Source organism: Photorhabdus sp. RM323S (assembly GCF_042879375.1).
GTDB lineage: Bacteria > Pseudomonadota > Gammaproteobacteria > Enterobacterales > Enterobacteriaceae > Photorhabdus > Photorhabdus tasmaniensis.
Genome location: NZ_JBHFKZ010000016.1, coordinates 39,065 through 51,706 on the forward strand (window position 1 = coordinate 39,065; position 12,642 = coordinate 51,706).

Annotated in this window: 12 protein-coding genes; all 12 read right to left on the bottom strand. The window is 43.5% G+C overall.

Annotated features, from left to right (window positions below):
• Positions 1-72: 72 nt before the first annotated feature.
• The 12 genes from cheZ to flhD all read right to left on the bottom strand — a co-directional run bounded on the left by cheZ (position 73) and on the right by flhD (position 12,255).
• A complete protein-coding gene (cheZ, locus tag ACGF7G_RS09465; protein WP_133815914.1) occupies positions 73-723 on the bottom strand; it encodes a protein phosphatase CheZ in 651 nt (216 codons plus the stop codon).
• A gap of 9 nt (positions 724-732) precedes the next feature.
• The gene (gene cheY, locus ACGF7G_RS09470) at positions 733-1,122 is read right to left on the bottom strand and encodes a chemotaxis response regulator CheY (RefSeq protein ID WP_036848977.1); all 390 of its coding nucleotides are present in this window, start codon (positions 1,120-1,122) and stop codon (positions 733-735) included.
• Between the two features lie 70 nt (positions 1,123-1,192).
• The gene (locus tag ACGF7G_RS09475) at positions 1,193-2,245 is read right to left on the bottom strand and encodes a chemotaxis response regulator protein-glutamate methylesterase (RefSeq protein WP_133815916.1); all 1,053 of its coding nucleotides are present in this window, start codon (positions 2,243-2,245) and stop codon (positions 1,193-1,195) included.
• Positions 2,238-3,125, bottom strand: coding sequence for a protein-glutamate O-methyltransferase CheR (gene cheR, locus ACGF7G_RS09480; protein ID WP_133815917.1), 888 nt, complete (start codon positions 3,123-3,125; stop codon positions 2,238-2,240). Before cheR ends, ACGF7G_RS09475 begins: the two co-directional genes overlap by 8 nt.
• 6 nt (positions 3,126-3,131) lie before the next feature.
• Positions 3,132-4,766: a methyl-accepting chemotaxis protein gene (locus tag ACGF7G_RS09485; protein ID WP_387464978.1), complete on the bottom strand. Its 1,635-nt coding sequence runs from the start codon at positions 4,764-4,766 to the stop codon at positions 3,132-3,134.
• Positions 4,767-4,819: 53 nt separating this feature from the next.
• Positions 4,820-6,511 (bottom strand): methyl-accepting chemotaxis protein, encoded by a 1,692-nt coding sequence (locus ACGF7G_RS09490; protein ID WP_387464980.1) that lies wholly within the window; start codon positions 6,509-6,511, stop codon positions 4,820-4,822.
• A gap of 192 nt (positions 6,512-6,703) precedes the next feature.
• Complete coding sequence (cheW, locus tag ACGF7G_RS09495; protein ID WP_387464982.1) at positions 6,704-7,201, bottom strand: chemotaxis protein CheW; 498 nt, start codon at positions 7,199-7,201, stop codon at positions 6,704-6,706.
• 53 nt (positions 7,202-7,254) lie between these two features.
• Positions 7,255-9,300 (bottom strand): chemotaxis protein CheA, encoded by a 2,046-nt coding sequence (cheA, locus tag ACGF7G_RS09500; protein WP_387464984.1) that lies wholly within the window; start codon positions 9,298-9,300, stop codon positions 7,255-7,257.
• Between the two features lie 15 nt (positions 9,301-9,315).
• Positions 9,316-10,299 (bottom strand): flagellar motor protein MotB, encoded by a 984-nt coding sequence (gene motB / locus ACGF7G_RS09505; protein WP_387464986.1) that lies wholly within the window; start codon positions 10,297-10,299, stop codon positions 9,316-9,318.
• On the bottom strand, positions 10,296-11,183 hold the full coding sequence (gene motA, locus ACGF7G_RS09510) for a flagellar motor stator protein MotA (protein WP_387464988.1): 888 nt from the start codon (positions 11,181-11,183) through the stop codon (positions 10,296-10,298). The genes motB and motA overlap by 4 nt, the downstream gene beginning before the upstream one ends.
• 136 nt (positions 11,184-11,319) lie before the next feature.
• Positions 11,320-11,901: a flagellar transcriptional regulator FlhC gene (gene flhC, locus ACGF7G_RS09515; RefSeq protein ID WP_133815924.1), complete on the bottom strand. Its 582-nt coding sequence runs from the start codon at positions 11,899-11,901 to the stop codon at positions 11,320-11,322.
• A 3-nt stretch (positions 11,902-11,904) separates the two neighbouring features.
• Complete coding sequence (flhD, locus tag ACGF7G_RS09520) at positions 11,905-12,255, bottom strand: flagellar transcriptional regulator FlhD (protein ID WP_133815925.1); 351 nt, start codon at positions 12,253-12,255, stop codon at positions 11,905-11,907.
• Positions 12,256-12,642: the final 387 nt, after the last annotated feature.

Below are 12,642 nucleotides of genomic sequence, written 5' to 3' on the forward strand. Positions count from 1 at the left end.
TATTTTTGCTTATTAAAGGACTTTACAGGAAGCCTTTAATCCTGAGTGGCAGGCTCACCCTGCCACTTTTATTCAGAAACCTAAGCTATCCAGTAGATCATCAACCTGGGCCTGATTAGCGATAACACCCACGCCATTTTGATTCACCTGCGGACCATTTAACAAGCTATCAGCCTCTTTTTTCGATTTCGCTACTTGATCTGCGGGTATGTTTTCCATCAATACCATTACTAGCTGTTTTTCTATTTCCTGAATAACATCCATCATCCGCTTGATAACCTGACCGGTAAGATCCTGAAAGTCCTGTGCCATCATGATCTCCAGCAATTTAGCGTTAGTGAAAGCAGTGTGCTCAGGTACAGTATTAAGGTAATTCCGGGTATCCGTAACCAATGAGCGAGCCACAGGTAATTCAACTGGATTTTCAAACCACTCATCCCAACGTTTGGTCAGTGAAATTGCCGACGATTCCAACTCATTCTGACGAGGTTGCGCCGCCTCAACACAGTTAAGCGCCCTTTCGGCTGCCTGCGCGGTCATCTGCACAACATAGTCCAGACGTTCTCTTGCATCAGGTATTGCCTCAGCCGCCTGAGCGATCGTTTGATCCAATCCCAGTTCACGTAAACTATCACGCAGCATACGCGTAAGCTGACCAATCCGGCTGATAATTTCACTGGTGCTAATGGTCTCACCTCTGGGCATGACTGGATTTACACTCATTATGTCTCCTTAGAGGCCCAATTTTTCAAATATTTTATTGAGCTTCTCTTCCAGAGTAGCTGCGGTAAAAGGTTTAACAACATAACCACTCGCCCCAGCCTGCGCGGCGGCAATGATATTTTCCTTCTTCGCTTCCGCTGTCACCATCAAAACGGGTATCTTAGCCAATTGCGCATCTTCACGAATAACTTTTAACAACTCCAGACCATCCATATTAGGCATATTCCAGTCAGAGATAATAAAGTCAAATTGAGATGAGCGAATCTTAGTCAGGGCTTCCGTCCCATCCTGAGCTTCTTCTACATTATTAAAACCCAATTCTTTTAAAAGGTTACGAACAATGCGACGCATGGTTGAAAAATCATCAACCACCAGAAATTTAAGATCCTTATTCGCCATAAAAACTCCTTGAAATTATTTACCAGTCAGCACAGAGCCGCTTAAAAAAATTAAATTTATCCGCCAGCCGTTAAATACGGACAGACTGCCCCGAGCTTATTTTTGCCAGCATTCTCTTGCTCATTTTGAGGATATCCATGACTTCATCCACCGCCCCCATTTGTATTGCAGCTCTTGGCATACCAAACACCACGCAACTCGCCTCATCCTGTGCCAATGTGTACGCTCCAGCTTGCTTCATCTCCAGCAAACCCGCCGCCCCGTCGCTGCCCATTCCTGTCAGTAATACACCAACAGCATTTCTTCCAGCAAATTTAGCTACTGACCGGAACAACACATCCACAGACGGACGATGGCGATTAACAGCTGGTACATCGGTTATCAGAACCTGATAATCAGCACCATTACGGCACAATTCCATATGGCGATCACCTGGAGCAATGTATGCGTGCCCTGGCAAAATCCGTTCACCGTTTTCGGCCTCTTTTACTGTAATTTGGCTAAGTTTATTCAGTCGTTCAGCAAAAGAACGGGTAAAACCCGGAGGCATATGTTGCGTAATCAGTAGTGCCGGGCTGGTTACCGGCAACGGTTGCAACAAATTCTTTATCGCTTCCGTTCCGCCAGTAGATGCACCTACTGCAATCAGTTTTTCGCTGGATAACAGAGGTTTAAAACTTAAAGGAGCAGAGTTTACCAATGTGGTTGTTTGCACCGATAATTTAGCCTGTGCCGCCGTCCGCACTTTCTCCGCAATAAGCTCACTGTAAGCCAGCATTCCTTCACGAATACCTAATTGAGGTTTGGTGACAAAATCAACGGCCCCAAGCTCCAATGCCCTTAATGTGATTTCAGAGCCTTTGGCAGTCAGAGAAGAAACCATAACCACAGGCATTGGCCGTAAACGCATTAATTTTTCCAAAAAATCAATGCCATCCATACGTGGCATTTCAACATCCAGTGTGAGTACTTGTGGATTATGTTTTTTAATCAGATCGCGTGCCACCAGTGGATCGGGGGCGCAAGCCACGACCTCCATATCCGAGTGGCTATTGATAATCTCTCGCATAATTTGGCGCATAAGCGCTGAATCATCGACACAAAGGACAGTTATCTTATTCATAACCTCTCCTTGCCCGACCTACACCGTAAACGGTCTGTCCTTGCAAGTAGAATTCCTGGCTTATTTGAGTGACATTTTCGGAATGCCCGGCAAAGAGCAACCCATCGGGTTTTAACAAAGTAATAAAATGGCGCAGTATCCGTTCCTGCGTATTTTTATCAAAATAAATCATTACGTTACGGCAAAAGATAGCATCAAATTTACCCTCAAGCGGCCAATTGGGGTCTAACAGGTTTAAATGCTGGAATGTCACCATGTCAGCAAGTTGTGGCCGGACACGGGCGTAACCTTCATAAGATCCCACACCTTTAAAAAAGTAACGTTTTCTCTGCTGGTCTGTCAGTTGGCGCAACTCATCCAGCCGATAAACACCTTTACGTGCCTTTTCCAGTACATTGGTATCAATATCACTGGCAATAATTTTTACCCGCTGAAAACGATGCCCCAATACATCACTCAGCGTCATTGCAATTGAATACGGCTCTTCCCCTGTAGATGCTGCCGCACTCCACACCCGGTACGAACTATCATTCTTACTTGCATGTTTAGCTAACAAAGGGAAATGATGCGCTTCCCTGAAAAAAGCCGTCAGGTTAGTCGTCAACGCATTGATAAATTCCTGCCACTCCTCACTATCAGTATTGTTCTCAAGAATGAACAGGTATTGCCCAAAATCACGTATTCCAAGCACTCGTAAACGCCGAATTAAACGGTTGTAGACCATCTCCCGTTTATGAGCAGCAAGCACAATGCCAGCACGTTGATATATAAACTGGCAGATGCGCTCAAAATGCGCATCTGACAGGGTATAACGCTGAATCATGTAATTCAGTGGCGAAGACGGCAAACTGGCCGCTGAAACAATTAAATTTGATTTCATCTGGCCTCAGCGAGTCTGACTGACCGCGCCTCCGCTATCCGCAGACCTCAGCGTAAGTAAAAGTTCATTCTCAAGTTTATTTCCTGAATTATCCGGTAATTCAAACTGTGCTACTGTCTTAACCAGAATATCGGCCTGATCTTCAAGTGCCGCCGCTGCCGCAGCTGACTGCTCAACCAATGCCGCGTTCTGCTGAGTAACTTGATCCATCTGTGTAACCGCTTGTGCCACCTGATGAATACCTCGACTTTGTTCATCGGATGCCGCAGCAATTTCGGCCATCAAATCTGTGACCCGGTTTACTGAGGCGACCAATTCATTCATGGTCTTCCCTGCATCACTGACCAATGCAGAACCTTGACTTACCCGCTGAACGGATTCACTAATTAATGTTTTAATCTCTTTTGCCGCTTCGGCGCTTCGTTGAGCGAGATCCCTGACTTCACCCGCAACAACAGAGAAACCACGGCCTTGCTCACCTGCCCGTGCAGCTTCTACTGCCGCATTGAGTGCCAGGATGTTAGTCTGAAATGCAATGCCATCAATAACGCTGATAATTGCACTGATCTTCTGTGAACTATTGGCAATTGCATCCATCGTTTCCACAACGTTCGTTGTCAGTTCACCACCTTTAGAGGCTGTTTTTGATGCAGATACGGCTAATTCACTGGCCTGACGGGCATTTTCAGCATTCTGTTTTACCGTTGCCGTCAGTTGTTCCATACTTGCGGCGGTTTCTTCCAGTGATGCCGCCTGCTCTTCCGTGCGGGAAGAGAGATCGGTATTACCCTGAGTAATTTCCTGAATACCGCTATACATCAGGTTAGTATTCTCTTTCACCGAAGTAATGGAACTCACCAGTGAACGTTGCATCTCACGTAATTTGAAGAATACTTCACCAATTTCATCATGGGTGAAAACAGAAACCTCTTTATTCAGTTTTCCTTCTGCAACATTCTGGAAGTGACTTCTCATATTAGCGAATGGTTTGAGCAGATTTCTTTTTAACCACCAATGGGCTGCCCAAGCAACTACCAGTACCATTAGGATCGCTCCTGCAAACATGGCAGTTGCAATTTGATAATAAAAGCGACCATCCTGAACGGCAGTCTTAATTTCTTCTCCGATATACTGCATATATTGGTTGAAATCAGATTCCAATTGCTGCTGATACTTTTCTGTTGGCTGGTTTAAAAATGCATCATAATTACCCTGTTCCAAGAAAGCAGAGAGTTCCCTGAGTGCATTGATATATTCCTTGTAACTGGTTTCCACGGATGCCAGCAATACACTGCTGCCATCCTCTTCATTTAATTTAGGCAACGCGATAAATTCCGCAAAATGCATCTCTGCCTTATCCAGCGTCTCCTTAACATTAGCAACCATACTGTCAATATGGGCTTCAGATTGTTGCAGCGTTTTTCCTACAGCGATTCTATTCAGTGTATTACGCGATTGCAGCAAAGCCGCCCAGCTCAATCCTAAAGTGTCTCTCTTCTGTGTTCCCAGATCAATCCGCTCAATATAAGTCTGGTCTGTGTGAATGATCCCAAGTGATAAACCACTTGAGATTATCTGCATTACACAAAACATCATCAGTAACAGATATAAACTGGTTGATATACGAAGCCTGCCTAACATGTAATCACCTCGGTTAACGGCTGCATATGCAGCCGTGGTTATCACTTAGTGTTTTAAAATGTTTCCCAATTAGATTGTTCTTCCATATTGCTGACTTTCTTCAACTCGGGGGGATTCGATTTAGCAGGAAGAGTCTTAACCGCAGGTAAATGCTCAGTTTTCGCTTCTGGTTGAGACTTATCGTCAAGATTTGGTAACTGAAACAGAGAAACAAGTTTTTTCAATCCAGCCGCTTGATCTTCCAGCGCAGCCGCAGCCGCAGCTGATTGTTCAACTAAAGAAGCATTTTGCTGTGTTACACGATCCATTTCGGAGATAGCCAGGCCAACCTGAGTTATCCCTTTGCTTTGTTCATCAGATGCAGATGCAATTTCACCCATAATGTCAGTTACCCGGGTGACTGAACTGACAATATCGTTCATTGTTTCACCGGCACTTTCAACCAGGACAGAACCGGTATCCGCGCGGCTAACTGAATCTTCTATTAATGCTTTGATCTCTTTTGCTGCCTCAGCACTACGCTGTGCAAGATTACGGACTTCTCCTGCCACAACAGCAAAACCACGCCCATGTTCACCGGCACGTGCAGCTTCTACCGCAGCATTAAGCGCCAGAATGTTAGTCTGAAACGCTATAGCATCAATAACACTGGTAATATCGGAAATCTTCTGAGAACTGCCGGCAATTTCATGCATCGTCTGTACAACATTCGCCACGACTTTCCCACCCTGGCGGGCAATTTCAGAGGCGCTGTCAGCCAGGTTACTTGCTTGACGGGCATTTTCAGCATTCTGTTTTACCGTTGCCGTCAATTGCTCCATACTCGCTGCGGTTTCTTCCAAAGAAGCCACCTGTTCTTCAGTACGCGAAGAGAGATCATTATTCCCGGCAGCAATTTCACTGGTTCCGTTATAAATATTTTCACTGCTGTGACGAACACTACTAACCGTATTGATAAACTCTTTCTGCATATATTTCAGGCCAGTCGCTAACATGCTCATCTCGTTCTTGCCCGAAACAGTGATATTTTGTGTCAAATCACCGGTAGAAAGTGACTTAATATTCTCCAATAATTTGTTTAATGGGTTCAGCAAACTGTGCTTGATACTAACCCAGCTAAAAATCATCGCTGAAACTAGGATCAGTATGATAATACCCAGCATAATCACTGCATTTCTGTAGGATACACTCGCATCAAATACAACATCAGAATAGAGATGATCGTTTTGAGTCAGATAAAAGTTATATTCTTCCTCAAAAGCACTCTGATATTTGCCCGTTGGCTGATTAAAGAATTCCACCGCTCGATCATGTTCAATCAGGACAATGAGTTCATGAAGTGCTGAAATATAAACATTATAAGCTTTTTTTAGACGATTAAGGCTTTCTGATTCATGAATAGGCAATTTAGCCGTCTGTTCATATTGTTCAAAACGCTGCTCTGCTATAGACAAGTTACTTCTGGCATCAGTCAGCAACTGTTCCATCGTGTAATAATTGTCAACGCCCTCATCCTTCATCATGTACCGAATGCCAGCACGGTTTAGATTGTTACGAGCCTGTAGCAAATTAACCCAGGTGTCATTCAAAAATGTCTGCTGCTCACGCATCTTATCCAATATTTCTAGGTTTTCTTTATTACCTTTCAACTCATGGAAGAAAAGTCCCCCAGATATAAATTGCAGAGCACCAAATAATATGATGACCGCCATCAGCCCGGTCACTATTTTCATTCGGTTAAACATGTTTTCCCTTTTTTACAATAGATCAGCATGGCTCAGTTATCGGCACAATGAAAAGAAACTTTACTGGTCAACTAAAAGAAATTTGAATATTTTTTCTGATTGGGATCAACAAGGAATAGACAAAAAATAGCTGCCATCTAGTCGTCATGGCAGCTATTCTTGATGACTATTTTTTATGGCGAGTTTTTATGGCTAGTTTTTAGCCACTGAATCTACCAGCTCCATCTCTTCACTATTAAGCAGCTTCTCAATATCCACCAGAATCAACATGCGATCATCAAGTGAACCCAAGCCCGTCAGATACTCAGTAGACAATGTCACTGCAAATTCCGGAGCCGGGCAGATTTGTTCAGCTTTGAGCGATAAAACATCTGAAACACCATCAACAACGATACCAACCACTCGGTTCAACAGATTCAGCACAATAACCACTGTATTATCATTGTAGGTAACAGTTTCCTGAGCGAACTTAATTCTCAAGTCAATAATAGGAACAATAACACCACGTAGATTGGTTATCCCTTTTATGAATGTGGGCGTATTTGCAATACGGGTGACCTGATCATAACCACGTATCTCCTGTACTTTAAGTATTTCGATACCATATTCTTCATCACCCAGGGTAAAAACCAGATATCCTTCCCCGGCAGTTTCTCCCGACAATTTATTAAAAGCTTCTATGGCCGACATAACCTTACCTTTTGCTGTGAGCTTGACGATTTTCTATGAGGATAAAGCCCCATTCAATACTTATTTCTTTCTAATAACTCAGATTTGCTCAGTGCCAGTTGGTCATGATTGAGCTGCTGCAATGCAGAAATATCAACAATCAGTGCCACACTTCCATCGCCCATAATTGTGGCAGCGGATATTCCCGGTACTTTACGGTAGTTACTTTCGATATTTTTCACAACCACCTGGTGCTGCCCAACTAACTGATCAACCAGCAAAGCATAACGACGACCAGCACTCTGTACAATCACAATAATCCCTTTCGTCGGATCTGTTTTCGCCTCAGAAATATCAAAAACCCGATATAACTTAATCAGTGGTAAATATTCTCCTCTGACATGCAGTAATTTTTCATCGCCAGCCAATGGATAAATATCCTCTTCCTGCGGCTGAAGGGAGCTGACTACCGCGCTCAGTGGTAAAATAAACACTTCGTCATTCACTTTCACTGACATACCATCGAGGATTGCCAACGTCAGAGGTAACAAAATTCGTGTCACTGTCCCTTTACCTGCCTGGAAGTTAATCTGGATTTGTCCTCCCATCTCCTGAATATTTCGCTTGACCACATCCATGCCTACACCACGGCCAGACACATCTGTCACCACTTCAGCAGTGGAAAAACCAGGGGCGAAAATCAACATAGCAACCTCTTCGTTACTCATGTTTTCACTGACTGATAACCCTTGTGATATCGCTTTAGCCAGAATTTTTTCACGATTCAGCCCAGCGCCATCATCGACAACTTCAATGCAAATATTCCCGCCCTGATGTTCAGCAGAAAGTGTCAGGTTACCCGTTTCAGGCTTACCCGCAGCCAGTCGAACTTCCGGTTCTTCAATACCATGATCAAGGCTGTTACGGACCAGATGGGTCAGCGGATCAATAATGCGCTCAATTAAACTCTTATCCAGTTCAGTGGAACTGCCAACCAAAGTCAGATCCACTTTTTTATTCAGTTTGCCAGCAAGATCCCTGACTAAACGTGGATAACGGCTGAACACATATTCCATTGGCATCATACGAATAGACATCACAGACTCTTGCAAATCTCTGGAATTCCGTTGTAACTGAACCATGCAATTCAGTAAATCGCCATATGAATTAGGTTCAAGATCGTTACAATGCTGTGCCAGCATAGACTGTGTAATAACCAATTCACCCACCAAGTTGATCAGCTGATCAACCTTTTCAACCGCAACCCGAATGCTGGAAGATTCTGCACGCTGACGTGGCGATCCAGCCGGTGGCATAGGTGCAGGACGCCCAGCCGGCGGTATGGCTCTTTTTTCCGGCACCGCCACTTTGACGGCTTTATCTGCATCCCGGTTTTTAACTTCATCTTTTGGTTCGATTACCGGCAAAAAAGTGATCTGTTCTGGCTCAATCACAAAACAGAGCACAGCGGTAATGTCATCTTCTGTGGCTGATGTTACCAATGAGGCTTCCACACTATCCCGGGTCTGTTCAGCATCATAAACCTCCCCCAGATTAGCCAGTTCATCCAGCATCAAAGAAACTTCGCGCTCTTTCAGACCAGACAGATGAACCCGAACTCTGCCTTGCTGGTTTTTAGTCACAACAGGTTCCGGTTTTAATTCTGGTTCGGATTCAGACAATCCTGATGCTACCTCAGCGATGACAGGCTCAACCTCACCTTCATTTTCTTTCTGTACTTCCAATGCAAGCTGGCGCAAAGTCTCACCGATGTAGATAAACGCACTTTCATCCGGCTCCTGAGAACTTTTATAGGCATCCAACTGTTGTTGCATAATATCTTTCGCTTCTAAAAACAGGTTGATAATGTCAGTCGTCAGACTCATTTCATCTCGTCTGGCGCTGTCGAGCAAATTTTCCAGAACATGCGTAGTTTGCTGTAGTTTGATAAAACCAAAAGTCGCAGCCCCCCCTTTTATTGAGTGGGCACTGCGAAAAATAGCATTCAACTGTTCCTGATCTGGTGCATCGGGATCAAGCTGCAATAGATGCTGCTCCATATCCTCCAGCAATTCGTCTGCTTCATCAAAAAAAGTCTGATAAAACGCGGTAATATCCATCGTTACTTTGTCACCTTAGTCGGTACCACGATTAGGCTCAGTACTCAGTGATTCTGATTGAGCCGATATTGTGATTTCATTGGATTGTTGTGTTGGCTCACTTTCAGCCGAATCCTTTCTAATCACCTCGTGAATTTCCTGACTATCGTTAATAATCAAGGAATTGCTACCGGTGTTTTGCTGTTCAATCCGCTCTTCCGCTTGCTTATTGAGCACTAAAATACTGATGCGACGGTTAACCGGTGAACTGGCATCTTCCTGCTTCAGGCGGACCGTTGAAGCCATACCGACAACCCGCAATATCTTGCCTTCATCCAACCCGCCTATCAGCAGCTCTCTCCTTGACGCATTAGCCCGATCTGCGGATAGCTCCCAGTTACTGTAACCACGATCACCATTGGCATATTTCAAGTCATCAGTATGACCGGACAGGCTGATTTTATTTGGAATACCGTTCAGGATTGGTGCAATAGCCCGCAAGATATCACTCATGTAGCTTTCGACTTTTGCACTGCCAATCATAAACATTGGCCGATTTTCCCGGTCAATAATCTGGATACGTAACCCTTCATCCATCATGTCAATCAACAGATGTGGACGTAATGCTTTAAGGCGGGGATCAGTAATAATCAACTGATCGAGTTGCTCACGCAACCTGTTTAACCTGCGGGATTCATCATTATCTTCAACGACTTCAACCTGACGCAAAATATCGCCTTCCTGATAAAGTATATCCTGCCCTCCCCCAGGAATAGGATTAGAGCTATCACTGCTGCGTTCCCCTTTATTTATTGCAACTTGTAACGGGGTGCGGAAGTATTCTGCAATTCTGGTCAACTCCTGTGGGCTGGAAATTGCCAGCAGCCACATAACCAGAAAAAATGCCATCATGGCAGTCATAAAGTCAGCATAGGCAATTTTCCATGAACCTCCATGATGTCCTATGTCATTTCTTTTACGTCTTTTTACCCTAATGACCGAGACGTTACGCTCCTTCATACTTGTTCTTCAGTTTCTTGCTGAACAGGCGCTTTCACCCGACGAACATGTTCTTCCAGCTCAGTGAAAGAAGGACGATCCGTGAGGTACAATGTCTTACGGCCAAATTCAACAGCAATTTGCGGGGCATAGCCGTTCAGGCTAGATAGCAATGTCACTTTAATGCATTGCATCATTTTAATATGTTCACCACTGCGCTGACGTAGCAAAGTTGCCAATGGCGAGACAAAACCATAGGCCAATAAAATACCGAGGAATGTCCCAACCATAGCATGAGCAATCAGCACGCCAAGCTCTCCTGCCGGACGATCTGCCGAACCCAAAGCGTTAACAACCCCCATGACAGCAGCAACAATACCAAAAGCAGGAAGTGAATCGCCAATCATCGTCAGACTGGTCGCCGGGATCTCGCTTTCCTGCTCATAAGTTTCAATTTCTTCATCCATCAAAGCTTCAATTTCGTGAGGATTCATATTGCCACTCACAATCAACCGCATGTAATCGGTGACAAAATCCATCAAATGTTTATCCTTAAGCAAACGTGGATATTGGGTGAAAATATCACTCTGCTGCGGATTTTCAATATCCCGCTCTAATGCTAAAACACCATGCATACGGGATTTTGCTAATAATCGGAAAAGCAGAGCCATCAGATCCATATACATCGTTTTGTTATAGTTAGATCTGCGCATTAGCTTTGGCAAAACACGCAATGTTGCCTTAATCGCTTTTCCGTTGTTACCAACAATAAAAGCGCCGATGCCAGCACCAGTGATAATTAAAAATTCAGCGGGTTGATAAAGTGCGCCCAAATGACCACCTACAATCAGGTAACCACCGATTACCGCACCAAAAACTACGATATATCCTAAAAGTACTAACACGCGATATCCTTTAGCTAAGTTGGTGAGCGGATGGGAAGTTGAACAGTCTGAATCCAGAATGGTTGTAGTTTCAACACAGGCTACAAGAAAAAAAGTGCAAATCCGTAACCTGTAGGAATGATTTTCCCATTTAAATTCACATTGCGCGCTGAGCAAGTCCATCCAGCAGTTGTGAATTACTATCGGCAGACTGAGAGGAAAGTTTACGTTTTTTTACTGCGCGTGATGGCGGTTGGCAAAGACTACAAACAAAGCTATTCACAGGTTGATGAGCATGAGTAATAAAAGTTCCTCCACAAGTACGGCACTGTGAAGGTTGCAACATGCCACTGTCTACAAAACGTACCAGAGTCCAAGCGCGAGTCAACGCCAGAATAGGAGCATCCCCTTCAACAGGAGGGCATTGTTCAAGATAGAGCCGATAAGCTTTAACAACCGCCTCCACACCATAGCAATAACCGCTTTTAAGTAAGAAACGATAGGCATTATAAAACATTGATGAATGAATATTTTGTTCCCAAGTCATAAACCAATCTGTTGAAAAAGGCAGCATCCCCTTAGGCGGAGGGCTTCCCCTCAATTCTTTATAAAGCTTAATTAGTCGCCCTCTGCTTAATTGCGTTTCACTTTCAAGCATTTGTAATCGTGCGCCCAAAGTGATGAGTTCCATCGCAAGATGTATATCCTTAGCTTCTTGAACTATACTTTTCTCGGCCATCTCTTATGCTCTTTTTTTCACTGATGTATCGTCTTTCGAAGATAACTGCTGAAACAAATGAGTAGATAACAAAATGCCTGTGTGTATTTGTTGTAAATCATCTACTCGAGATTCCTTGGTAAGCTGCTGAATAGTTTCACTGTCTTCGAACCGGAAATTACAGACTAATTGATTAGTCTCGGCAAGCTTTATCAACTGAGGTAATGTCAATTCAGACAACGTATCAGCCATAGAATCGCTAATACCTAAACGGAACATCGCTGATGCTTTTTCATGGTTAATTAACCGCTGAGCTAAAAGCAGATACGATAAATTTATGTCATAAATATGTTTGAGCAATTCAACCGTACTCATTTGTCTATCCCGTCCGATTACATTAAAAAATCAGTTAAGTGTTCGAAAAACCACTCGTGACAAAATTCCTAAAATAGCTTAGGGATTAATAATCTCTTACATAACTAAAATATACAAGCTTAGTCATAGCAGTAACCATCCTTTGTATTACTTTTGATTCTTCCAACTTCAAAAATATTACAGTAGTGAGCTGCAAAAGTATTATCGCGTTACCTGATATAACATTTTTACTGTCGATTAAGAATATTCTTAATGCAGAACAACTTTACTCCTGAATCATCAACTTATACAACGGAAAGAGAATGCAATTTTAAATACTATGTGACATAACTCACAAAAATAAAGGCTTTTAATATGCATTTAATCGATAAATTGATCATTATTCAC

Coding starts and splice junctions, on each gene's coding strand:
- flhD (WP_133815925.1), bottom strand. CDS start 12,255: ATGAGTACGGTTGAATTGCTCAAACATATTTATGACATAAATTTATCG.
- cheW (WP_387464982.1), bottom strand. CDS start 7,201: ATGTCGGCCATAGAAGCTTTTAATAAATTGTCGGGAGAAACTGCCGGG.
- ACGF7G_RS09490 (WP_387464980.1), bottom strand. CDS start 6,511: ATGTTTAACCGAATGAAAATAGTGACCGGGCTGATGGCGGTCATCATA.
- flhC (WP_133815924.1), bottom strand. CDS start 11,901: ATGGCCGAGAAAAGTATAGTTCAAGAAGCTAAGGATATACATCTTGCG.
- cheZ (WP_133815914.1), bottom strand. CDS start 723: ATGAGTGTAAATCCAGTCATGCCCAGAGGTGAGACCATTAGCACCAGT.
- ACGF7G_RS09475 (WP_133815916.1), bottom strand. CDS start 2,245: ATGAATAAGATAACTGTCCTTTGTGTCGATGATTCAGCGCTTATGCGC.
- cheY (WP_036848977.1), bottom strand. CDS start 1,122: ATGGCGAATAAGGATCTTAAATTTCTGGTGGTTGATGATTTTTCAACC.
- ACGF7G_RS09485 (WP_387464978.1), bottom strand. CDS start 4,766: ATGTTAGGCAGGCTTCGTATATCAACCAGTTTATATCTGTTACTGATG.
- cheA (WP_387464984.1), bottom strand. CDS start 9,300: ATGGATATTACCGCGTTTTATCAGACTTTTTTTGATGAAGCAGACGAA.
- motB (WP_387464986.1), bottom strand. CDS start 10,299: ATGAAGGAGCGTAACGTCTCGGTCATTAGGGTAAAAAGACGTAAAAGA.
- cheR (WP_133815917.1), bottom strand. CDS start 3,125: ATGAAATCAAATTTAATTGTTTCAGCGGCCAGTTTGCCGTCTTCGCCA.